The following is a 20,695-nucleotide window of genomic DNA, read 5'->3' as shown; positions in this document are numbered from 1 at the left end:
CTTTTCATTCACCTCCCTTGACAGTCCCCGTACGTCACCCGCAGGATCACTCCCGTGAACCTGTCAGACAGCAAGACAGCCAGTCAGGGTCCGCGGCGCATCAGCGCCATGGAAGCGGTCCTGGCCCATCTGCGCGCCGCCATCGAGAACGGCGAGTACGCGGTCGGGGACAAGCTCCCCTCCGAGGCCGAGCTGTGCCGCACCCTCGAGGTCAGCCGGCCCGTCCTGCGCGAGGCCCTCCGGGCCCTGCAGACCATGGGCCTGACCGTCTCCCGGACGGGCAAGGGCACCTTCGTCGTCGCCAGCGCGGTGGAGGACCCCACCTTCGGCGACTACGCGGCCAGCGACCTGCTGGAGGTGCGCCGCCACGTGGAGATCCCGGTGGCGGGCTACGCGGCCCGGCGCCGCACCCCCGAGGACCTCGACCACCTCACGCACCTGCTGGAGCGCATGGAGCGGGAGACCGACACCACCTCCTGGGTCGCCCTCGACACGCTGTTCCACCTCGCCGTCGCCCAGGCCGCCCAGAACCCGGTCTTCCGCCGGGTCATCGAGGAGATCCGCGACGCACTGGCGCGTCAGTCGGCCTTCCTCAACGACCTGGGCGGACGCCGCGAACACTCCAACCGCGAGCACCGGGCGATCGTCGAGGCGCTGATGGACGGTTCCGAACTCGACGCGACGGACGCCATGGCGCACCACCTCGACCGCGTCGAGACCACCCTCACCGACATCGTGCGCCCCTCGCGCGCGCAAACCCCCACGGAAGGCGGACCCGAGGCGTGAGCGAGCACCTCAAAGAAGAGACGCGCACACCGGCCGCACATGTCGACGCGGGCGACGCGGGCTACAGCAAGTCCCTGAAGTCCCGGCACGTCAACATGATCGCCATCGGCGGCGCCATCGGCACCGGTCTCTTCCTCGGCGCGGGCGGCCGTCTCGCCGACGCCGGCCCCTCCCTGTTCATCGCGTACGCGGTCTGCGGCGTCTTCGCCTTCCTGGTCGTGCGCGCCCTCGGCGAACTCGTCCTGTACCGCCCCTCCTCCGGCGCCTTCGTGTCGTACGCCCGCGAGTTCCTGGGCGAGAAGGGCGCGTACACCGCGGGCTGGATGTACTTCCTGAACTGGGCGACCACCGGCATCGCCGACATCACCGCCGTGGCCACCTACACGCACTACTGGGGCATGTTCTCCGACATCCCCCAATGGCTGATCGCCTTGATCGCCCTCGCCGTCGTCCTGACCGTCAACCTGATCTCGGTCAAGATCTTCGGTGAGCTCGAGTTCTGGTTCGCGATCGTGAAGGTCAGCGCGCTGGTGGTCTTCATGTGCATCGGCATCTTCCTGCTGGTCACCCAGCACCCCGTCGACGGCGCGCACCCCGGACCGTCCCTGATCACCGACAACGGCGGCGTCTTCCCCAACGGAATGCTGCCCATGCTGCTGATCATCCAGGGCGTCGTCTTCGCCTACGCCTCCGTCGAACTGGTCGGCGTCGCCGCCGGTGAGACCGAGAACCCCGAGAAGATCATGCCGAAGGCGATCAACTCGATCATGTGGCGCGTCGGCCTGTTCTACGTCGGCTCGGTGCTCCTGCTGTCGATGCTGCTGCCCTGGAACAAGTACACGGCCGGCGAGAGCCCCTTCGTCACCGTGCTGTCCCACATCGGCATCCCGGCGGCCGGCGGCGTGATGAACCTCGTCGTCCTCACCGCGGCGATGTCCTCGCTCAACTCCGGCCTGTACTCCACCGGCCGCATCCTGCGCTCCATGGCGATGTCCGGCTCCGCGCCGAAGTTCACCCGCGTGATGAGCCGCAGCCAGGTCCCGTACGGCGGCATCCTGCTCACCAGCGGTATATGTGTCCTGGGTGTCGGACTGAACTTCGTGGTCCCGGCGGACGCCTTCGAGATCGTCCTGAACTTCGCGGCGCTCGGCATCCTCTCCACCTGGGGCATGATCATGATCTGTCACCTCCTCTTCTGGCAGAAGACCCAGAGGGGCGAGCTGACCCGCCCCGGCTACCGGCTGCCGGGCTCCCCCTGGACCGAGATCGTGACGCTGGCCTTCCTCGCCTCCGTCCTGGTCCTCATGTACGCCGACGGAGGCGCCGGCCGCACCACCGTGCTGTGCCTGCCCCTGATCGTCGGTGCCCTGGTCGGCGGCTGGTTCGCCATCCGCGGCCGTGTCGGACGCACCTCCACCGAGAACGCATCTACCGGAGTCGACGCGTGACCCACGCGCCGCTCCCTGACAAGAGGCAGTGATGTTCAGCAGTTCCGTCGCGGACGCACCCCTGATCCGCGAGCCCCTCCACGCCCCCGTCGCCCACCTGATACGCGGCGGGGTCGTGGAGGGCATCCACTACGGTTCCGTCGTCGTCCTCGGCACCGACGGGAAGGTCGACTTCCAGCTCGGTGACATCGAGGCCGCCTTCTACCCCCGCTCGGCCCTCAAGCCCGTCCAGGCCGTCGCCATGGTCCGGGCGGGCCTGCCGCTCGACGGTGAGCTGCTGTCGCTCACCGCCGCCAGCCACTCCGGCGAGGAGCGGCACCTCGCCGGGACCCGGCGCATCCTCGAACTCGCCGGTCTGACCGAGGACCACCTGCGCAACGTCCCGGACCTGCCCTTCGACCCGGTCGTCCGGGACACCTGGGTGCGGGAGGGCCGGCCGCCCTCCCGGCTCGCCCAGAACTGCTCCGGCAAGCACGCGGCGATGCTGTACACGTGCGTGCTCAACGACTGGCCCCTGGAGGGGTATCTCGACCCCGCGCACCCGCTGCAGCAGGCGATCGCCGAGATCGTCGAGGACCTCACCGGGCAGCGGATCGCGCGGGTCACGGTCGACGGCTGCGGGGCGCCGCTGTTCTCGGTGTCGCTGCACGGGCTCGCCCGGGCGGCCGCGCGCGTCACCACGGCTGCCCCGGGCACGCCGGAGGCGCGTGTCGCCGACGCGATGCGCGCGCACGCCGAGATGGCCTCCGGCTCGGGCCGGGACGTCGCCGCCCTGATGCGGGCCGTGCCGGGGCTGCTCGCCAAGGACGGCTTCGAGGGCGTGCAGGTCGCCGCGCTGCCGGACGGGCGGGCCGTGGCCGTGAAGATCGCCGACGGGGCGAACCGGGCGCGGATTCCCGTGGCCGCGGCGGCGTTGGCGCGCGCCGGGGTCGATCCGGCGGCGCTCGCCGAGTTCCGGGGCGAGGCGCTGCTCGGTGGCGGGCAGCCGGTCGGGTGTGTGCGACCCGCTCGGTCGCTGGACCCCGTGGTCGTCCAGGCCTGCGCCTAGGGCCCTGCCAAATGTGCTGTTTCGCGACTGCGGGCCGGGTGTGGCCGGTCGCGCCCGCGCGGCGGCAGCCGCACATCGATACAGCCCCGCGCCCCTTGCAAGGGCGCTCATGTCCCCCTCTCAGAAAGAGGAACCGTAACCTCATGACCGCCGCCCTCACCCGTAGCGAGCATGATCTGCTCGGCGACCGTGATGTTCCCGCCGATGCCTACTGGGGGGTGCACACCCTCCGGGCCACCGAGAACTTTCCGATCACCGGCACGCCCATCTCCGCCTACCCGCATCTGATCGACGCGCTCGCCGCGGTCAAGGAGGCCGCCGCCCTCGCCAACGAGGAGCTGGGGCTGCTGGCGCCGGAGAAGGCCGCGGCGATCGTCGAGGCTTGCCGGGAGATCCGGGACGGCAAGCTGCACGACCAGTTCGTCGTCGACGTCATCCAGGGCGGTGCCGGGACCTCGACCAACATGAACGCCAACGAGGTCGTCGCCAACCGGGCGCTGGAGCTGATGGGGCACGAGAAGGGGCAGTACCGGTTCCTGCACCCCAACGAGGACGTCAACCTCGGCCAGTCGACCAATGACGTCTACCCGACCGCCGTCAAGATCGCGACGGTCTTCGCGGTACGGGGACTGCTCAAGGCGATGTCCGTACTGCAGGACTCCTTCGCCCGCAAGGCCGTCGAGTTCCGTGACGTGCTCAAGATGGGCCGTACACAGTTGCAGGACGCGGTGCCGATGACGCTCGGTCAAGAGTTCTCGGCGTACGCGGTCATGATTGACGAGGACCGCAACCGTCTTGACGAGGCCGTCCAGTTGATCCATGAGATCAACCTGGGGGCCACGGCCATCGGCACCGGACTCAACGCTCCGGCCGGATACGCGGAGGCGGCCCGCCGTCACCTCGCCGCCCTCACCGGCCTGCCCCTGGTCACGGCAGCCAACCTGGTCGAGGCCACCCAGGACTGCGGGGCGTTCGTCCAGATGTCCGGGGTGCTCAAGCGGATCGCCGTCAAGCTGTCCAAGAGCTGCAACGACCTGCGGCTGCTGTCCTCCGGGCCGCGTGCGGGCCTGGGCGAGATCAACCTGCCGCCGGTGCAGGCCGGTTCGAGCATCATGCCCGGCAAGGTCAACCCGGTGATCCCCGAGGTCGTCAACCAGGTCGCCTTCGAGGTGATCGGCAACGACGTCGCCATCACCATGGCCGCCGAGGCCGGGCAGCTGCAGCTGAACGCCTTCGAGCCGATCATCCTGCACTCCCTCTCGGAGAGCATCACCCACCTGGAGCGCGCCTGCCTCACGCTGGCCGCGCGGTGCGTGGACGGCATCACCGCCAACACCGAGGCGCTGCGTGCGAGCGTCGAGAACTCCATCGGCCTGGTGACCGCCCTCAACCCGCACATCGGGTACACGGCCGCCACCGACATCGCCAAGGAGGCCCTGGTCACGGGCCGTGGTGTGGCCGAACTCGTCCTGGAGAAGGGCCTGTTGCCCGCCGAGACGCTCGCCGGCCTGCTGCGGCCCGAGGTCCTCGCCGGCAACGGCGCACCCCTGGTCTGATCCGCGACGAGGCGCCACGAGGCACCGGGACCGGCACGGAGGCACAATGGTGATCATGAACGCGACGTCGTCCCACTCCTTCCAGCCGGTCCTGGAGCGCATCGCCGAGGAGATGGAACGCACCCCCGGCCGCGGGCGGCCCGCCGACTACATCCCGGCGCTCGCCGCCCGCGACCCGCGCCGCTTCGGCATGGCCGTGGCGGAGCTGGACGGCACGGTGTACGGCGTGGGGGACTGGCGGGAGCCGTTCTCCACGCAGTCCATCACCAAGGTCTTCACCCTCGCCCTCGACCTGGCCCGCGAGGGCGACGAGCTGTGGGAGCACGTGGGCCGCGAACCCTCCGGCAACCCCTTCAACTCCCTGGTCCAGCTGGAGTACGAGAACGGCATCCCGCGGAATCCTTTCATCAACGCCGGCGCGCTGGTCGTCACCGACCGTCTGCACACCCGTACCGGCGACGCGGCGGGCGAGCTGCTGGCGTTCCTGCGCGCCGAGAGCGGCAATACAGCGCTCGACTTCGACAAGGACGTCGCCGCCTCGGAGGCCGGCCACGGCGACCGGAACGCGGCCCTGGCCCACTTCATGGCGTCCTACCGCAACATCGACAACCCCGTCCCGGTCCTGCTCGACCAGTACTTCCGCCAGTGCTCCGTCACGGCCTCCTGCGCCGACCTCGCCCTGGCCACCGGCTTCCTGGCCCGGCACGGCATCCGCGCCGACGGCACCCGGCTGCTCACCCGCAGCCAGGCCAAGCAGGTCAACGCGGTGATGCTGACCTGCGGGACGTACGACGCGGCCGGCGAGTTCGCCTACCGGGTCGGACTGCCCGGCAAGAGCGGGGTGGGCGGCGGCATCATCGCGGTCGTGCCGGGGCGCTGCACGCTGTGCGTGTGGAGCCCCGGGCTCGACGAGCGCGGCAACTCGGTGGCGGGAGTGGCGGCCCTGGACCGCTTCACCACCCTGACGGGCCTTTCGGTGTTCTGAGCCGGGGCCGCGCTCGGTCCGGGAACTTCCTCGGGCCGGTGGAAGTCGTCGCCGCCACGGGATCACACGCCGGTCACATCCAGGTCCCCGACGCGAGGGCGGCGCGTCAATCTCCCGCCATCCGGCGTTGACACGCTTCCCGAGTGTTGGCCTTGGCTTTTCCCGTCGATCTCCGCCGCTGCCAGGTGCTGGGGCTGGCCGGTACCGCCTTCCTCGCGCTGGGAGGTGAGACGGCCGGCGCCCTGCCCGTTGAGGAGTTGCCGGCCCCCGCCGACGTGCGTGTGGCGCTGGGGCTGGTCTGCGTGTACTTCGGCGTCGCCCTGCTGATCGCCGCCTGGCTGCTGCTGGGCCGGCTCGTGCGGGGCGCCGAACCGCCGACGACACGGGCCCTGCTGCTGGTCCTCGCCGTCTGGGCGGCACCCCTGCTGCTCGCCCCGCCGCTGTTCAGCCGGGACGTCTACAGCTACCTCGCCCAGGGCGCCATGGTCGACGCCCACATGGACGTGTACGCGTACGGCCCGGCCCACCTCGGCGGGCCGCTCGCCGGCGAGGTCCCCGCGCTGTGGCGGCACACCGCGACCCCGTACGGCCCGGTGTTCCTCGGCGTCGCCTCGGCCCTGACCGGCCTGACCCGCGGCGAACTCCCGGCGGGGCTGATCGGGATGCGCCTGGTGGCACTGCTCGGCGTGGCCCTGATGGCGGCGGCGCTGCCCCGCCTCGCCCGCCACTGCGGCGCCGACCCCGCCCAGGCCCTGTGGCTCGGCGCCCTCAACCCGCTGGTGCTGCTGCACCTGGTCGCGGGCGCCCACAACGACGCGATCATGCTCGGGCTGCTCGGTACGGGACTGGTGGCCGCGCTCGGCCGGTGGCCGGTGGTGGCGGCCGTGCTCGTCACCCTGGCTGCCCTGGTCAAGGCGCCCGCGGTGCTCGGCCTCGCGGCGGTCGTCGCGCTCGCGATCCGCGCGGGCCGTCGACCGGCGCGCGCGGTGGTCACGACCGTCGCGGCCGCCGTCGCCACGACCGTCGCCACCACCGCCGTGACCGGCACCGGCTACGGCTGGATAGCGGCGTTGAAGACCCCCGTCTCCCCGCAGAACTGGGCGCTGACCAGCCTGCTCGGCCGGGCCACCGCCGCCCTGCTCACGAAGGCCGGCAGCGATCTGGCCCCGCTCGCCGTCCCCGCCTGGCAGGCAGCCGGCCTCGCCGCCACCGGCGTCGCGATCCTCGTCATATGGAAGCGGCGAGGACGCCCGACCCCCGTCTACGCGCTCGGCCTCAGCCTGGCCGCGGTCGTCGTCCTCGGCCCCGCGATCCGCCCGTGGTACGCCCTGTGGGCGCTGTTCCTCATCGCCGCGGCGGCGCCCGGCCCGGCGGTACGGCGCCGCCTGGCACCGGTCACGGGAGCGGTGGCGTTCCTCGCCCTGCCCAGCGGGGCGCCGGCGGGCGCCGACGAACTGGTGCTGGCCGTCTCCGGCGGTCTGCTGGCCGTGGTCGTGCTGTGGCAGGTGCACCTCGCGGCGCAGGCCCCGGCCCTGGGACGTACCGCGTGAGGCCCCCCGCCACCGACCGCGGCCGCATCCTGCTGGTGGCGGCCGTCGCAGTCGCCGTCACGGTCTTCACCGCGACCGTGCCGCTGCTGCGGGACTGGTTCGACCTGCGCGTCTACTACGGCGCCGTCGGCACCTGGATCCACCACGGCGGGCGGCTCTACGACTACCGGGTGCCGGGGACGGCGTACGGCTTCACCTACCCGCCGTTCGCCGCGGTCGCCATGCTGCCCATGGCCCTCGTCGGGCTGCGCACCGCGATCGTCCTCGCCCTGCTGCTGAACCTCGCGGCCCTCGCACTGATCGTGCACCTGCTGACGGACGGAGCGTGGCGGCGCCTGGGCTGGTTCGGCTGCGCTCTCGGGGCCTGTCTGCTCGCCCTGTTCGAGCCCCTGCGCGACACGTTCAGCTTCGGCCAGGTCAACCTCCTGCTGCTGGCCCTGGTGCTCGTCGACGCCCGGCTGCTGCGCACCGGACACGACCGCTGGGCCGGCGTCGGCATCGGCCTCGCGGCGGCGGTCAAACTCACCCCCGCTGTCTTCATCGGCCTGCTGCTGCTCGCCGGCCGCCGACGCGCGGCCGCGACAGCCGCCGCCGTCGCGTGCGCGGCGACCGCACTCGCCGCCTGGGTGGCCCCCGGCGCCTCCCGCTTCTACTGGACACAGGCGCTGTGGGACACCGGCCGGGTGGGCCGCCTTGACTACGTCTCCAACCAGTCGCTGCAGGGCGTCCTGGCCCGGCTCGGCGTGACGGGCCACGCCGTCTGGGCGTGCGCCGTCCTGGTGGTCCTCGCCGTCTGGGCCCGGCGCACCCGGCGTGCCCTCGCCGCGGACGACTGGCCGGCCGCCTTCGCCCTGACCGGCCTGACCGCGTGCCTGGTCAGCCCGATCACCTGGGTGCACCACCTGGTGTGGATGCTGCCGGCCTTCGCGGTGCTGGTCCGCGCCGGGCACCCGCGGACCGCCGGTGCCCTGTACGCGGTGATGTGCACCAGCGTGGTGTGGCTGTGGTTCGACGACGCCTCCGGCGTCGACGGCTTCCTGGGCGGCAACACCTACGCGTGGATCACCCTCGGCCTGCTGCTGCGGCTGCCGGTCGGTCATCCCTCCGACGAGCGCGCGACCCTGCCCCGCAGCACGAGCGCCACGGCACCGGCGCCCAGTGCGGCGGCCCCCGAGATGACACCGGTCTCCGGCCATCCGGGCCCGCCCTCCGGCACGACGACCGCGGCCACCGGCGCCGCGTGGGGGCCCGGCCGGGGCCGTACCCGCAGCCCGTCCAGCGACCCCACCGGCGCCACCCGCCCGGCCGCCGCGACCCCCCAGTCGAGCAGCTCCCGGGCCTCCTCGTAGACGGTGAACCCGCCCCCGGCCTGCGGGTTCATCACGGTGACGACGAGGGTCCGCCCGCCCCGGCGGGCGGCGGCGACGAGGGTGTTGCCCGCGTTGGTGGTGTAGCCGTTCTTGACGCCGATCAGCCCGGGGTAGGGCGCCACGCCGTCCGCGCCGGTCAGCAGCCGGTTGGTGTTGCGGATGCCGTACGACCCTCCGGCGCCGTCCGGGAACATCGCCTCGGCGGTGCCGCAGTAGCGGGCGAAGTCCGCGTTGCGCAGCCCGGACCGCCCGAAGACCGCGAGGTCGTAGGCCGACGACACCTGCCCCGGCGTGTCGTAGCCGTCGGGTGAGCGCACGTGCGTGTCCAGAGCGCCGAGCGCCCGCGCCTCGGCCTGCATTCGGGCCGCCGTCGTGGCCCAGCCGCCGTTGAGGGAGGCGAGGACGTGCACCGCGTCGTTGCCGGAGTTCAGGAACACCCCGCGCCACAGGTCGGCGACGGTGTACGTGCGTCCCTCGGCGACCCCGACCATGCTGCTGCCCGGTCCGATGCCCGCCAGTTCCTCCTCCCGCACCCGGTGCCGGATGCCCCCCGGCAGGGTCGGCAGCACGGTGAGCGCGAACAGGGTCTTCAGGGTGCTGGCTGGCGGCAGTCTGCGGTGCGCGTCGTGCGCGGCGAGCACCTCGCCGCTGCGGGCGTCGGCCACCAGCCACGACAGGGCGGAGACGTCGGGGAGCGCGGGAGTGCCCGGCCGGGGGCGCACGAGCGTGCCGTGCCCGTACAGCAGCGACGGGCGCGGCATCACCGCCCTCGGCCCGCCGGCCGGTCCCGGCTTCGGCGCGGCGGCCGCCGCGACGGGCGCGAACACCAGGACGCCCGCCACACAGACCGCGCAGGTGGCGGCCGCGGCCCGGGGCATGCGGAACGCGACCGCGGTTCGAGGCATACGGAAGGAAAATCCGATGGTCATATTGTCAACGTAGGAATCGGTCCGGCGCTCGGGCCGATGGCCGGGCCGGGCCGCGGGCGGGAGCACCCGGATGCCGCAGTCACTCCGCGGCGTCGGCGGTGTCCCGGCGCCCGGCCAGCCGCAGCGTCACGACGGCCGCGATCCCCGCGACGACGCCGAAGGTGAGGGCGGCCGGCACGCCGCCGCCGAGCCCGGCGAACAAGGAGACCGGTCCGCGCACGGTGGTGGTGTCGTCCGTCGCCCAGTGCAGGAACTGGCTCGCCAGCAGTCCCAGCACGGTCGCGCAGACCGCGCCCGCCGCCATCGCCGGCGCCGTGGCCTCGGTGAGAAGGCCCGGCAGCAGCCGCAGCGCCCACCACACCACGGCCAGCACGACGACGTCGGCGGCCCGGTACAGCAGCCAGTCGCCCAGGGGCGTGGTCGACGGGCCGTTCCAGGCGCCCAGCAGCAGCCACTCGCGCAGCAGGTCGCCGGGCTCGGACAACAGCCCCTCGCCGGGGAAGGACGTCTGGATCCAGGCCGCCACCGACTGGTAGGAGAGGACCACCAGCGACAGCGCCACCACCGCGGTCCCGGCGCTCGCCGCCAGACGGGCCGCGAGCGGCGGTACGTCGCGCCGGGGCAGCGGTTCCGGGTCGACGTTCATGACACGCGCCAGAACCACCATGACCGGGGCGGTCAGCAGCCCCGCGACCACCGCGACCGGACCGCCGGAGGCGATCACGCTCGCCACCTGCGGCAGCACCCGGAAACTGCCGTGGCCCCGCGAGGCGATCAGCCACGGCGCGGAGACGGTCACGGCCAGCGTCGCCGCCACCGGAGCCCAGGCCCACAGTGCGAGCAGCGTGGCCGGCGTGCGGCCCTGCACCGGCGGCAGTCGGCGCAACAGGAGCAGCGCACCGGCCACGAAGAACAGGAAGAGGGTCACGAACCTGATCTGCATCGCGGTGCGGTAGAGGTCGGCGTAGAGGGCGCCACCGGAGACGCCCGAGTACGACCAGGGAGAAAGCAGGGTTCTGAGTGCGGTCGCGGACTCGATGTCGAAGACGTTGCCCGTGCCCTGGAGCCCGAGTGCCGAGGCGCTCGCCCCGGCCCACAGCGTCAGCAGAGTGAGCAGGGCGCCTCCGACCGCCGCCGGTATGAGCGCGCGCCGATATGTCATGTGCCGTACCCCCGTGTCGCACCTGTGGTCTGCATGTGCAGGTCAGCCCGAAGGATAAGGGGCGATGATCGGGTGGTGTGCGGCCCCCCGCTGCGCGCATCCCGTGCCGGAGGAGGATTCCGTGGTGACCAGCGCTGACGACACCGTCCGCCGGGCGCTCGCCCGTCGGGGCATGACCCTCGAACGCCTCACGCTCGGCTGGAACGTGATCGGCATCGTGGTGCTCGCCGTCGCCGCGGTCTCGGCGCGGTCCGTCGCGCTGGCCGGCTTCGGCCTGGACTCCCTCATCGAGATCGGCGCCTCGGCCGTGGTGATCTGGGAGTTGTCCGGTACGGGCGAGGAACGGCGGCGCAGGGCAATGCGGTTGATCGGGGTCGGTTTCGCACTGCTGGCCGTCTACCTGCTGGCGCAGTCCACCTGGGTGCTGGCGACCGGTTTCCGGCCACGTCACTCGGCGCTGGGCATCGCCTGGACGGCGGTGACGGCCGTCGTGATGTTCGCCCTCGCCGCGGGCAAGGCACGCACCGGCGAGGCGCTGGACAATCCGGTGCTCAGGACCGAGGGCCGGGTCACGCTGATCGACGGGCTCCTGGCCGCCGCCGTGCTCCTCGGCCTCCTGCTCAACTCCCTGGCCGGCCTGTGGTGGGCCGACCCGGCGGCCGGATACGTCCTGGTCTACTACGCGGTGCGTGAGGTGCGGGACATCTTCACCGGCGAGCACGGGATCTGACGGTGCGTCAGCTAGTCGGCAGCGTGGGCTGGACGCGCCGTAGGAAGGTCGCGTTGTCCGGGGTGTCGCGCATGCGCTCCAGCAGGGTCTCCAGGTTCGCCTGCCCGTCCCGTGTCTGAAGGGCGCGCCGCAGGCCGCGTACGGTGGTCAACTCGGCGGGGGAGAGGAGGAGTTCCTCGCGCCGGGTCCCGGAGGGGTTGACGTCGACGGCCGGGAAGACGCGGCGCGAGGCGAGTTCGCGGCTCAGGCGCAGTTCCATGTTGCCGGTGCTCTTCAGCTCCTCGAAGAAGTAGTCGTCGGCGCGCGAGCCGGTCTCCACCAGCGCGGTGGCGAGGATCGTCAGCGAGCCGCCCTCCTCGGCGAGCCGGGCGGCGCCGAAGAACCGCTTCGGGCCGAGCAGCGCGGAGGCGTCCACGCCGCCGCTGAGCGTACGGCCGCTCGACGCGGCCGCGTTGTTGTGCGCCCGGCACAGCCGGGTCAGGGAGTCGAGCAGGATCACGACGTCCTCGCCGGCCTCGACGAGCCGCTTCGCCCGCTCGATGACGAGGTCGGCGAGCGCGATGTGCTGCTTGGGGCTCCGGTCGAAGGTGGAGGCGTACACCTCGCCGCGTACGGAGCGCCGCATCTCGGTGACCTCCTCGGGCCGTTCGTCCAGCAGCACCACCATCAGGTGGCACTCGGGGTGGTTGCCGGCGACGGCGGCCGCGATCTGCTGCAGCAGTACGGTCTTGCCGGTCTTGGGCGGGGCCACGATCAGGCCGCGCTGGCCCTTTCCGACGGGGGCGAGGAGGTCGGCGACGCGTCCCGCGAGCCCGGCCGCCGGGTGCTCCAGACGGATGCGCTGCCGGGGATGCAGCGGGGTGAGGTCGCGGAAGTGCGGACGGCCGCGGAGTTCGTCGGGCGTGCGCCCGTTGACCCGTACGACCTCGGTGAGTGCGCGCCGGCCGTCGCGGACGCCGTCGACCAGGTCGCCCTTGCGCAGGCCGTGACGGCGGATCAGCGCGGGTGGGACCGGCAGGTCGGACGGCGTGGCCTGCAGGCCCGGGGCGCGCAGATGACCCTTTCCGCCCGCGTCGATGTCGAGGACACCGGCGGCGACCTGGGTCTGGGGTTCCTGCCTGACAGGGGGGTGTTCGAGAGTGGTGGTCATGTCGGTCGGTCCTTTCGAGGACGAATGCAAGGGGACATGCGGGAGGGAGGGGGAGGCCGCGAGAGGAAGGCGGACATGCGCCTTCGGCGGCGGGAACGGCACCTCGGTGCGGGGCGGGAAACGCGCCGGTCACGGGGTGGTGGTGGAAAGCCGGTGCGCCGGCCGGAGGACGGCGGGCGGTCGGCTGACTGAGGTGGAACGGCACCGGCGCCCTCAACGGGGCGTACGCAAGTGCTAGCAGGACGGTACCACAGGGGCCGCGGGCCCAAACCGCTCGACTGCTCACCGGCGTCAACACGACGGTGTCCCGGCCTATTCCGCACAGCCGGTGTCGATTGCGGCCGGTCCCGTTCGTCGGTGGGGTGTAGGAAGCTGATGACGACCGGGAGGACCCCATGAAGTACATGCTGCTCGTCTGCGGCGACGACACCGCCGACGCCTCCGGCATGGCGCCCGTCGAACCCTGGGTGGAGGAACTCGGGGAGCGCGGCGCCCGCCTGCACGGCCACCGGCTGGCCCTGCCCGCCGAGGCGGTCACCGTACGGGTGCGTGGAGGCGAGGTCCTGCGCACCGACGGCCCCTTCGCCGAGACCAAGGAGTACGTCGCCGGATTCGACGTCCTGGAGTGCGACAGCCTGGAGGAGGCGGTCGAGGCGGCCGCCGCGCACCCCGTGGCCGCCATCGGAGCCATGGAGGTGCGGCCGTTCTGGCCGATGGGCGACGAGGACGACGCCGAGAGCGCGATCCGCGCCCTCGACGCGGAACTCACCGCCGCCTTCCACGCCCGCGACCTGGACCGCGCGCTCGCCTGCTACACACCGGACGCGGCCGTCTTCCACCTCGCCCACGGCGAGGAGCGCCAGGGGCTGGGCGCCCACCGGGAGGCGCTGCGGGAGCTGTTCGCGTCCGTCACCGGTCCGGTGACCCGCGAGGTGCTGGACCTGCGCGTCCAGGTCGACGAGAGCGTCGGCTTCACCCACGCCCTGGTCCGGCTGACGGCGGCCCGCGGCGACGGCACGGCGCTCGACGAGACGCTGCGGGTGACCACCGGCTACCGCGACACCGGGCTGCGCCGGCTGATCACCCACGAGCACGCCGTGTCCGTGAAGGGGGCGTGATGCGGTACGCCCTGCTGGCCCGCCTCCCGGACGGGGGCGAGGAACCCCCGTCCGGGGGCCCGGACCGCCCGGAGGTCACCGGCGGGGTGCGGCTGCGGCCGGCCGTGGACGCCACCACCGTCCGCGTGCGGGACGGTGAAGTCCTGCTCGCGGACGGGCCGTTCGCGCCGTCAGGGGAGGACCTCGCGGCGATCGCCCTCGTCGACGCGGAGGACCTCGACGAGGCGATCGCCCTGGCCGCCGGGCACCCCTACGCGTGTGACGGCGGTTCGGTCGAGGTACGGCCGGTCTGGGAGTGAGTGCCACGGAGGACGTCGCGGCGGCCGTCGCCGCCGCCTTCCGCGAGGAATGGGGCCAGGTCGTCGCCACCCTCATCCGGGTGACCGGCGACTGGGACCTGGCCGAGGAGTGCGCGCAGGACGCCTTCACCCAGGCCCTCGACCGGTGGCGGCGCGACGGCGTCCCGCGCCGCCCCGGCGCCTGGCTGACCACCACCGCCCGCAACCGCGCCCTCGACGTCCTGCGCCGCAGGGCGGTCGGGGCGGCCAGACTCCGGGAGGCCGCCGTGCTGGCCCGCGACGAGCAGCCGTACGACCCCGAGTACGACCGCGACGACAGCGGCGTGCGGGACGACCGGCTGCGCCTGATCTTCACCTGCTGCCACCCCGCGCTGCCCGTCGAGGCCCGGGTCGCCCTGACCCTGCGCACCCTCGCGGGCCTGACCACGCCGGAGATCGCCCGTGCCTTCCTGGTGCCCGAGGCGACCATGGCCCAGCGCCTGGTGCGGGCGAAGCGGAAGATCCGCAACGCCGGCATCCCCTACCGGGTGCCGCCCGCCCACCTCCTGCCCGAACGCACCACCGGCGTCCTCGGCGTGGTCTACCTCCTGTTCAACGAGGGCTACGCCGCCACTTCCGGAGCCGAACTCGTGCGCGCCGGCCTGTGCGCGGAGGCCGTCCGTCTCGCCCGGCTGCTGGCCCGCCTGATGCCCGACGAACCGGAGACGCTCGGCCTGCTCGCCCTCCTGCTGCTGCACGACGCGCGCCGGCACACGCGCGTGGACGCCGCCGGCGACCTGGTGACCCTGGAGGACCAGGACCGCAGCGCCTGGGACCGCGCCGAGATCGACGAAGGCACCGCGCTGGTGGAGACGGTCCTGCGCCGCGGCCGGCCCGGGCCCTACCAGATCCAGGCGGCCATCGCGGCCTGCCATGCGAACGCCGCCACGGCGGACGACACCGACTGGGCCGACATCGCCGCGCTGTACGGCGCCCTGCTCCGCTTCGTGCCCTCCGCCGTCGTACGCCTCAACCGCGCCGTCGCCGTCGGCATGTCCGAGGGCCCGGACGCCGGACTCGCCCTGGTCGCCGAAGTGGAACGCGACGGCGAGCTCGCCGACTACCACCTGCTCCCCGCCACCCGGGCCGACCTGCTGCGCCGCGCCGGACGGACGGCCGAGGCGGCCGCGGCGTACGAGCGGGCCCTGGAACTGGTGCGGAACGACGCCGAACGGAGGTTCCTGCGCAGGCGGCTCGCGCAGTGCCGGCCGGGGTGAGGGCGGGCCCCCGGACCCGACGTCAGGAAGCGGAGGCCGACCGTGCCTGTGCCTCCTTGGCGATCTCCTCGAAGCGGGCGCCCATGGCCGCCGCCAGCGCCTGCGCACCCGACAACGGCCGCACCATGACGGTGAATTCGTCGATCAGGCCGTTCTCGTCCAGGTGGATGAAGTCGCAGCCCGTCAGCTCGCGGTCGCCCACCCGGGCCGCGAACACCAGGGCGTGGTCGCGGCCGTCGGGCCCGGCGAGCTCGCGCTCGTAGCGGAAGTCCTCGAAGACCTGCGCCACCGCCCGCAGGATCGCCGCGGTGATCGCCTTGCCCGGGTACGGCTTGAACACCACCGGGCTGGAGAACACGACGTCCTCCGCCAGCAGTGCCTCGACCGCGTCGAGATCACCCGCCTCGACCGCTTCGCGGAACGCGCGCATCGCTCACTCCATAGTGAACTAGTGGAATAGGTGCCGATGAGACTAGCCAGGAGGCGCGGGCCTGTCCACGACCGGTTCCCCTAAGCTGACCGAGATGTTCAGCCCCGAAGGTCCCAGCCTGCGTGAACTCGCCGTCCAGGCGCTCTCGTCCGTCGAGCGCGGATACGACCTGCTCGCCCCCAAGTTCGACCACACGCCCTTCCGGACGCCCGAGTCGGTGCTGGAGGCCGTGGCGGCGGCCCTCGCCCGGACCGGGCCCTACGCGACGGGGCTCGACCTGTGCTGCGGCACCGGCGCGGGGGTCGAGGTGCTCGGCCGGGTCTGCCGGGAGAGTGTGACGGGCGTCGACTTCAGCGCCGGGATGCTCGCCGTGGCCCGGCAGAACGTCCGACCGGCGGGGCCGGACGTCTCCTGGGTGCGGGCGGACGCCCGCGCGCTGCCGTTCGGACCGGCCTTCGACCTGGTGGTCAGCTTCGGGGCCTTCGGCCACTTCCTGCCCGGCGAACTGCCCGGCCTGTTCCGGCAGGTGCACTCCGTGCTGCGGCCGGGCGGCTGCTTCGCCTTTCCCGTGCTCGCGCCGCCCCGGCCCTCGTCGCCCGCCTTCTGGATGCTGCTGGGCTTCGACGCCGTCATGCGGGTGCGCAACGCCGTGTGGCGCCCGCCGTTCGTCATGTACTACCGGGACTTCCGGCTCGGCGACGTCCGGCGGGAGCTGGAGGGCGCCGGGTTCCGTGTCGGCCTGGAGGCCCTGCCGGAGTTCGGGCGGCGAAGCGACGGCAGCCCGCGGGTGCGCCTGGTGCGGGCCGTCAGGTCCTGAGGGCGCGGGGCGGTCACGGCGGCCGGGGCTGGGCCGTCGGTCCCGGGAAAGGCCCGACCGGCCCGGCGCCGGAGACCGCGTCGGGCGGGACGATGAGAGTGCGGAACGCGGGTCAGGGAGGTGCGTCGTGAACTGCTACGACTGCGCGCTCAAGGACACGACGGCCCCGGCGGTCGCGGTGTGCGACCGCTGCGGCTGCGGAGTGTGCCTGCGGCACGCCCACGTCGTCGGACGGCTGACGGAGCGCGCCCCCGGCTCGGGGCCGGGCGCCGGCCGCCGGCTCGCGCGGCGCGTGACATGTCCCTCGTGCTACGAGGCCGAGACGTTCGACCATGTGCGGTGCGCCGGCTGAACGGTCCCGCCCCGGCACGCGGGCCCGCCGGCCGGTCAGTCGTGCGGGACGACGGCGACCGGACACGGCATGTGGTGCAGGGCCGCGTGGGCCACGGGCCCGAGCCTCCAGGTCAGGTGCGAGGGGTTGCGCCGGCGCCCCAGCACGGTGAGTTCGCTGCGCTCCGCCGCGTACAGCAGCACCGCGGCGGCCGGCCCTGCCGCCACCTGCTCCACGACCCGGACGTGGGGGAACTTCTCCCGCCAAGGGGCCAGTACGGCCGCGAGACGCGCGTGCTCCTCCGCCTCGTGGTGGCTGTCGGCGTGACCGGCGGCCATCGCGTGCACCGGGGCGACCGTGCCGAACGACTGCAGCGCCCGCACCACGCGCACCCGGGCCCGGCGCCGGTCGGCCGCCGCGAACGCGAACTCGAGCAGCGGGTCGGCGGCCCGGCCCGTCTCCTTGACACCGACCACGACCTCGCCGCGGTCGGCCGCCACGGGACGGCCCGAGCCGTCCTCGACCGCCGGATCGCCGGCCCGGACCACGACGGCCGGACACCGGGCGCGGCCCAGGACGTACAGGCTGGTGGAACCCAGCAGGAAACTCGCCGTGGAGCCGTGTCCGCGGCTGCCGAGCACCAGCAGCTCCGCGAGCCCGCCGAGGTCCAGCAGCGCCTCGGTGGCGGGGGTCGACGTCAGTTCCGTGGTCAGGACCAGACCGGGGTAGTGGTGCAGCAGTTCGGTCTCGGTCCGCTGCAGGAGCCGCCCGCCGTTCTGCTGCTTGCCGAGCGCCTCATGGGCGAGGGGCACGTCGAGCGGCTGCGTGGACCAGGAGTGGAGCAGCAGCAGCGGCCGCCGTCTGCTCGCGGCCTCGCGGGCGGCCCACCATGCGGCCGTCGTCCCGGCCGGGGAGCCGTCGATTCCGACGACGACAGGTCCGGTCATGGCCCACCTCCGGTCCCGGCGCGGCGGCCCCGGGCATGCCGCGCCGCACGCAGTCCCCTCTTTCAGGATCGCCGTCGTACGGCCGCCGGAGCAGGGCCTGAAGGTGCGACGCGGGGGCCGTTCGGCCCGCCCCGGCAGCGCGCCACGAGCCGGCCGCGACCGCTCAGCCCGCCGACGGCAGTGTGAACTCGTAGACCAGGGCCTCCTGTTGGGCGTCGATCAGCAGGTCGGTGATCTCCAGCGGCCGCGCGTACTGGTCGTGCACGCGCCGCCTCACCCGCACCGAGGGCGCGTCGGCGAGCGGGGTGATGGAGTCGCGGTGGTGCAGGGTCAGGCCCGCCTTGCGCATCCAGTCGTAGGCACGGCGCAGCTGGGCCGTGGCGGCACCGTCGGCGCGGTCGCGGTAGCGGGCCAGTTCCTCCACCTCCGACAGGGCGACGGCGGAGAAGGAGGTCACGGCGGTACGGCGGCCCCGGCCGTCGGCGCCCGTCGACTCGTAGCGGTGCACCAGCGTCGGCCGGTGCGCGGCGAGACCGAGGGCCTCGGCGTGCTCGGGCGGGGGAGGCTCCCAGGTGACGGTGGCCCGGTCGACCGCGCCGCCGGGGTCGGTGTGCCGGGCGCCCACCGGGAACGTCAGCGAGGACGGGCCGCTCACCGCCGCGCCGGGCAGCGTGGCGTGGCTGCCGCGCCGGTCGGTGGCGACCAGGCCGTCCCGGCGCAGCACCTCCAGCGCCTGCCGTACGGTCTCCCGGCTGACCCCCAGATGCTCGGCCAGCCTCCTTTCGCTCGGCAGGCGTTCGCCCGGCGGGATGCGGCCGTCGCGCAGGTCGTCGAACAGGCGCGTGGCGACGCGCCAGTACAGCGGCGGGCCGGTGACGGGGGAGTGGGCGTGCGGAGTGGTGCGGGCCATGCCGCGCCTCCTGTTGGTGACGTGCGGTAGCCGTGCGGGCTCGGTGCGCCACCAGATCTAGCATTGGTCTAAACCACCAGGGAAGAGCGGGCGGGCGGTTCGGCCGAAACCGGCCCGCCCCGCACCCCGGCTCACAAGGCGCTGTAGAGGGCCTCGATCAGTGCCGTCTTCCGTGGGTCGTCGGCGATATGAGGCCCCATCCGGTTCATGACGTACCCCAGCGACACCCCCACCTCGGGGTCGGCGAGCCCGCAGGAGCCGCCGAAGCCGTCGTGTCCGAAAGCCCTCGGGTTGGGCCCGTAGGAGCCGTTCGGCCCGCTCAGCCACAGGCCCAGCCCGATCTCCGTCTCGCCGTCGAGTCCGGCGCCGAGCACCAGGTCCCGGCACCTGCCCTGCCCCTCGCGCACCCGCTCCGCCGCCTCGGGCGACAGCACGCGCCGCCCGCCGTACGACCCTCGCCCCGCGAAGATCCCGTACAGGGCGGCGATCGCCCGCGCGGTGCCGTGCCCGTTCGCGGCCGGGATCTCCGCGGCCCGCCACTGCGGCGTGTTCGCCTCGGCCGCGCCCACCAGGGGGTTGGCCAGCGCGGCGAGCACCGCGGGTGTCAACCGGCCGAAGGCGGCGCCCTGTTCGCTGTCGGAGGCGGCCGGCGGATGCAACAGCTCGGCGGCCCGCCCCGCCTCCTTCTCGGGCAGGCCGATGGTGAAGTCGATCCCCATCGGTCCGGTCACCTCCCGCTCCAGAAAGGCCCCCGGCGTCAGCCCCGAGATCCGCCGCACGAGCTCCCCGACCAGGTGGCCGAAGGTGAGCGCGTGATAGCCGGAGACCGTTCCCGGCTCCCACCACGGCTCCGTGGCCGCCAGCCGCCGCGTCATCAGCTCCCAGTCGTAGAGCTGCTCGACCGAGTGCGGTTCCCTGAGGCCGGCCAGACCGGAGCGGTGCGACAGCAGATGCCGTACGAGGACCTTCTCCTTGCCGGCCGCGGCGAACTCGGGCCAGTAGTCGGCCACCGGCGCGTCGAAGTCGAGCAGCCCCCGGTCCGCCAGGACGTGCGCGCACAGGGCGGTGGGCCCCTTCGACGTGGACCACACATTGACCAGGGTGTCCCGCTCCCAGGGGCGGGTGCGGTCGGCGTCGGCCCAGCCGCCCCACAGATCCACCACGACCTCGCCGCCGACGGTCACGGTGACGGCGGCGCCCAGCTCCGCGCGTTCGCGGAAGTTCTCCTCGAACGCCGTCCGCACCGCTTCGAACCGCGCGTCGCAGTGTCCCCGCGCGACTGGCTCGCGTTCCGTCATGGTCCCCTCCGTCGTCCGCCGGAAGCCCGGGCCGCACCGCCGCGATCCGGGCCCCCTGAACGTACCGACTGGTCGGACTGGAGGGAAGGTCGCGAGGGGTAACAGGTCGCCGGAGGGAGCGGGGACCGAGAGAGGGAACAGGTCGCCCGACGGCAGGGAGGGTCAGAGGAAGAACAGGTCGCCGGCCGGCTCCTCGTGACCGTCCGCCGTGTGCCAGTAGTCCCGTGTCGCGACCGCCAGCCCCTCCTCGTCGAACCGCACGAACACGCATCCCGCCAGCGTGGACGGCACTCCCTCCTCCTCGGCGAGCACCCGGAACTCGGCCACCGCCACCCCGTCCGGGCCGACGACCGGCGCCGAGAAGCGCACGTCCGTCACCCGCTCCCGCGCGAAGGACCAGCGCAGGTAGTCGGCCAGTTCGGCCCGGCCCCGGTGCGGCTCGCGGAACGGCATGGACCGGTGGACGCACTCCTCGGCGTACAGCCGCAGCAGCGCGTCCACGTCGTGCGCGGCCCAGGCCCGCTCCCAGACCCTGACGAAGCGTTCCGCCGCCTCATGTGTCCGCATGCCCGGCC

General features: G+C 73.3%; 20 protein-coding genes and 1 pseudogene. 13 read left to right on the top strand and 8 right to left on the bottom strand.

From position 1 onward, the window contains the following. The first annotated feature begins 108 nt into the window (after nucleotides 1-108). The 7 genes from M8J74_RS06600 to M8J74_RS44790 all read left to right on the top strand — a co-directional run bounded on the left by M8J74_RS06600 (nucleotide 109) and on the right by M8J74_RS44790 (nucleotide 8,722). Nucleotides 109-786: a FadR/GntR family transcriptional regulator gene (locus M8J74_RS06600; protein WP_058928574.1), complete on the top strand. Its 678-nt coding sequence runs from the start codon at nucleotides 109-111 to the stop codon at nucleotides 784-786. Then, entirely contained in the window at nucleotides 783-2,234 is a 1,452-nt protein-coding gene (locus M8J74_RS06595) for an amino acid permease (RefSeq protein ID WP_249835508.1), read from the top strand. Before M8J74_RS06600 ends, M8J74_RS06595 begins: the two co-directional genes overlap by 4 nt. A gap of 31 nt (nucleotides 2,235-2,265) precedes the next feature. Next, a complete protein-coding gene (locus tag M8J74_RS06590; protein WP_249835507.1) occupies nucleotides 2,266-3,282 on the top strand; it encodes an asparaginase in 1,017 nt (338 codons plus the stop codon). A 143-nt stretch (nucleotides 3,283-3,425) separates the two neighbouring features. Next, nucleotides 3,426-4,838: an aspartate ammonia-lyase gene (aspA, locus tag M8J74_RS06585; protein ID WP_249835506.1), complete on the top strand. Its 1,413-nt coding sequence runs from the start codon at nucleotides 3,426-3,428 to the stop codon at nucleotides 4,836-4,838. A 46-nt stretch (nucleotides 4,839-4,884) separates the two neighbouring features. Beyond that, nucleotides 4,885-5,823, top strand: a complete 939-nt coding sequence (locus tag M8J74_RS06580) for a glutaminase (protein WP_249835505.1) — start codon at nucleotides 4,885-4,887, stop codon at nucleotides 5,821-5,823. A 152-nt stretch (nucleotides 5,824-5,975) separates the two neighbouring features. Further along, nucleotides 5,976-7,373, top strand: coding sequence for a polyprenol phosphomannose-dependent alpha 1,6 mannosyltransferase MptB (mptB, locus tag M8J74_RS06575; protein ID WP_249835577.1), 1,398 nt, complete (start codon nucleotides 5,976-5,978; stop codon nucleotides 7,371-7,373). Then, complete coding sequence (locus M8J74_RS44790; protein WP_308406011.1) at nucleotides 7,370-8,722, top strand: glycosyltransferase 87 family protein; 1,353 nt, start codon at nucleotides 7,370-7,372, stop codon at nucleotides 8,720-8,722. Before mptB ends, M8J74_RS44790 begins: the two co-directional genes overlap by 4 nt. 83 nt (nucleotides 8,723-8,805) lie before the next feature. Here the strand turns inward: M8J74_RS44790 and M8J74_RS44785 are convergent. Both M8J74_RS44785 and M8J74_RS06560 read right to left on the bottom strand, forming a co-directional pair. Then, nucleotides 8,806-9,504 (bottom strand): annotated as a pseudogene (locus M8J74_RS44785) (D-alanyl-D-alanine carboxypeptidase family protein); the annotation flags it as partial. A gap of 247 nt (nucleotides 9,505-9,751) precedes the next feature. Continuing rightward, entirely contained in the window at nucleotides 9,752-10,834 is a 1,083-nt protein-coding gene (locus M8J74_RS06560) for a hypothetical protein (protein WP_249835503.1), read from the bottom strand. Nucleotides 10,835-10,955: 121 nt separating this feature from the next. Between M8J74_RS06560 and M8J74_RS06555 the strand changes: the two genes are divergently transcribed. After that, nucleotides 10,956-11,564, top strand: a complete 609-nt coding sequence (locus M8J74_RS06555) for a cation transporter (RefSeq protein WP_249835502.1) — start codon at nucleotides 10,956-10,958, stop codon at nucleotides 11,562-11,564. A gap of 7 nt (nucleotides 11,565-11,571) precedes the next feature. Here M8J74_RS06555 and rho read toward each other — a convergent pair whose 3' ends face one another. After that, the gene (gene rho / locus M8J74_RS06550; protein ID WP_249835501.1) at nucleotides 11,572-12,714 is read right to left on the bottom strand and encodes a transcription termination factor Rho; all 1,143 of its coding nucleotides are present in this window, start codon (nucleotides 12,712-12,714) and stop codon (nucleotides 11,572-11,574) included. Nucleotides 12,715-13,109: 395 nt separating this feature from the next. On the opposite strand from rho, the gene M8J74_RS06545 reads away from it, so the two are divergent. The 3 genes from M8J74_RS06545 to M8J74_RS06535 are packed head-to-tail and all read left to right on the top strand — an operon-like array spanning nucleotide 13,110 to nucleotide 15,387. After that, nucleotides 13,110-13,832 carry a YciI family protein gene (locus M8J74_RS06545; RefSeq protein ID WP_249835500.1) on the top strand — a complete coding sequence of 241 codons (723 nt, stop codon included), beginning with the start codon at nucleotides 13,110-13,112 and terminating at the stop codon, nucleotides 13,830-13,832. After that, nucleotides 13,832-14,131 (top strand): YciI family protein, encoded by a 300-nt coding sequence (locus M8J74_RS06540; RefSeq protein ID WP_249835499.1) that lies wholly within the window; start codon nucleotides 13,832-13,834, stop codon nucleotides 14,129-14,131. The genes M8J74_RS06545 and M8J74_RS06540 overlap by 1 nt, the downstream gene beginning before the upstream one ends. Next, nucleotides 14,128-15,387: an RNA polymerase sigma factor gene (locus tag M8J74_RS06535; RefSeq protein ID WP_249835498.1), complete on the top strand. Its 1,260-nt coding sequence runs from the start codon at nucleotides 14,128-14,130 to the stop codon at nucleotides 15,385-15,387. The genes M8J74_RS06540 and M8J74_RS06535 overlap by 4 nt, the downstream gene beginning before the upstream one ends. A gap of 22 nt (nucleotides 15,388-15,409) precedes the next feature. Here M8J74_RS06535 and M8J74_RS06530 read toward each other — a convergent pair whose 3' ends face one another. Next, nucleotides 15,410-15,817, bottom strand: a complete 408-nt coding sequence (locus M8J74_RS06530) for a nuclear transport factor 2 family protein (protein WP_249835497.1) — start codon at nucleotides 15,815-15,817, stop codon at nucleotides 15,410-15,412. A gap of 94 nt (nucleotides 15,818-15,911) precedes the next feature. On the opposite strand from M8J74_RS06530, the gene M8J74_RS06525 reads away from it, so the two are divergent. Together M8J74_RS06525 and M8J74_RS06520 are read left to right on the top strand one after the other, a co-directional pair. Next, nucleotides 15,912-16,634 carry a class I SAM-dependent methyltransferase gene (locus tag M8J74_RS06525; protein WP_249835496.1) on the top strand — a complete coding sequence of 241 codons (723 nt, stop codon included), beginning with the start codon at nucleotides 15,912-15,914 and terminating at the stop codon, nucleotides 16,632-16,634. Nucleotides 16,635-16,761: 127 nt separating this feature from the next. Then, nucleotides 16,762-16,986: a DUF2180 family protein gene (locus tag M8J74_RS06520; protein ID WP_249835495.1), complete on the top strand. Its 225-nt coding sequence runs from the start codon at nucleotides 16,762-16,764 to the stop codon at nucleotides 16,984-16,986. A gap of 35 nt (nucleotides 16,987-17,021) precedes the next feature. On the opposite strand, the gene M8J74_RS06515 is transcribed toward M8J74_RS06520, so the two are convergent. The 4 genes from M8J74_RS06515 to M8J74_RS06500 form a co-directional block, all read right to left on the bottom strand. Continuing rightward, nucleotides 17,022-17,912 (bottom strand): universal stress protein, encoded by an 891-nt coding sequence (locus M8J74_RS06515; RefSeq protein ID WP_249835494.1) that lies wholly within the window; start codon nucleotides 17,910-17,912, stop codon nucleotides 17,022-17,024. Nucleotides 17,913-18,075: 163 nt separating this feature from the next. Continuing rightward, nucleotides 18,076-18,822 (bottom strand): GntR family transcriptional regulator, encoded by a 747-nt coding sequence (locus M8J74_RS06510; protein WP_249835493.1) that lies wholly within the window; start codon nucleotides 18,820-18,822, stop codon nucleotides 18,076-18,078. A gap of 131 nt (nucleotides 18,823-18,953) precedes the next feature. After that, nucleotides 18,954-20,120 (bottom strand): serine hydrolase domain-containing protein, encoded by a 1,167-nt coding sequence (locus M8J74_RS06505; RefSeq protein WP_249835492.1) that lies wholly within the window; start codon nucleotides 20,118-20,120, stop codon nucleotides 18,954-18,956. Nucleotides 20,121-20,282: 162 nt separating this feature from the next. Further along, nucleotides 20,283-20,687 (bottom strand): nuclear transport factor 2 family protein, encoded by a 405-nt coding sequence (locus tag M8J74_RS06500; RefSeq protein WP_058927092.1) that lies wholly within the window; start codon nucleotides 20,685-20,687, stop codon nucleotides 20,283-20,285. Between the last annotated feature and the right edge of the window lie 8 nt (nucleotides 20,688-20,695).

Origin of the sequence: Streptomyces panaciradicis, from assembly GCF_023516615.1 — a bacterium.
Taxonomy (GTDB): Bacteria; Actinomycetota; Actinomycetes; order Streptomycetales; family Streptomycetaceae; genus Streptomyces; species Streptomyces panaciradicis.
Note: the sequence above shows the minus strand (reverse complement) of the source record. Positions and strands in the feature narration are given on the sequence as shown.

Excerpts from the sequence above, each read along its gene's own strand:
- M8J74_RS06580 (WP_249835505.1), top strand. The coding sequence starts at position 4,885 with ATGGTGATCATGAACGCGACGTCGTCCCACTCCTTCCAGCCGGTCCTG.
- aspA (WP_249835506.1), top strand. The coding sequence starts at position 3,426 with ATGACCGCCGCCCTCACCCGTAGCGAGCATGATCTGCTCGGCGACCGT.
- M8J74_RS06560 (WP_249835503.1), bottom strand. The coding sequence starts at position 10,834 with ATGACATATCGGCGCGCGCTCATACCGGCGGCGGTCGGAGGCGCCCTG.
- M8J74_RS06530 (WP_249835497.1), bottom strand. The coding sequence starts at position 15,817 with ATGCGCGCGTTCCGCGAAGCGGTCGAGGCGGGTGATCTCGACGCGGTC.
- M8J74_RS06525 (WP_249835496.1), top strand. The coding sequence starts at position 15,912 with ATGTTCAGCCCCGAAGGTCCCAGCCTGCGTGAACTCGCCGTCCAGGCG.
- rho (WP_249835501.1), bottom strand. The coding sequence starts at position 12,714 with ATGACCACCACTCTCGAACACCCCCCTGTCAGGCAGGAACCCCAGACC.
- M8J74_RS06515 (WP_249835494.1), bottom strand. The coding sequence starts at position 17,912 with ATGACCGGACCTGTCGTCGTCGGAATCGACGGCTCCCCGGCCGGGACG.
- M8J74_RS06590 (WP_249835507.1), top strand. The coding sequence starts at position 2,266 with ATGTTCAGCAGTTCCGTCGCGGACGCACCCCTGATCCGCGAGCCCCTC.
- M8J74_RS06600 (WP_058928574.1), top strand. The coding sequence starts at position 109 with ATGGAAGCGGTCCTGGCCCATCTGCGCGCCGCCATCGAGAACGGCGAG.
- M8J74_RS06510 (WP_249835493.1), bottom strand. The coding sequence starts at position 18,822 with ATGGCCCGCACCACTCCGCACGCCCACTCCCCCGTCACCGGCCCGCCG.
- M8J74_RS06545 (WP_249835500.1), top strand. The coding sequence starts at position 13,110 with ATGAAGTACATGCTGCTCGTCTGCGGCGACGACACCGCCGACGCCTCC.
- M8J74_RS06540 (WP_249835499.1), top strand. The coding sequence starts at position 13,832 with ATGCGGTACGCCCTGCTGGCCCGCCTCCCGGACGGGGGCGAGGAACCC.
- M8J74_RS06505 (WP_249835492.1), bottom strand. The coding sequence starts at position 20,120 with ATGACGGAACGCGAGCCAGTCGCGCGGGGACACTGCGACGCGCGGTTC.
- M8J74_RS06500 (WP_058927092.1), bottom strand. The coding sequence starts at position 20,687 with ATGCGGACACATGAGGCGGCGGAACGCTTCGTCAGGGTCTGGGAGCGG.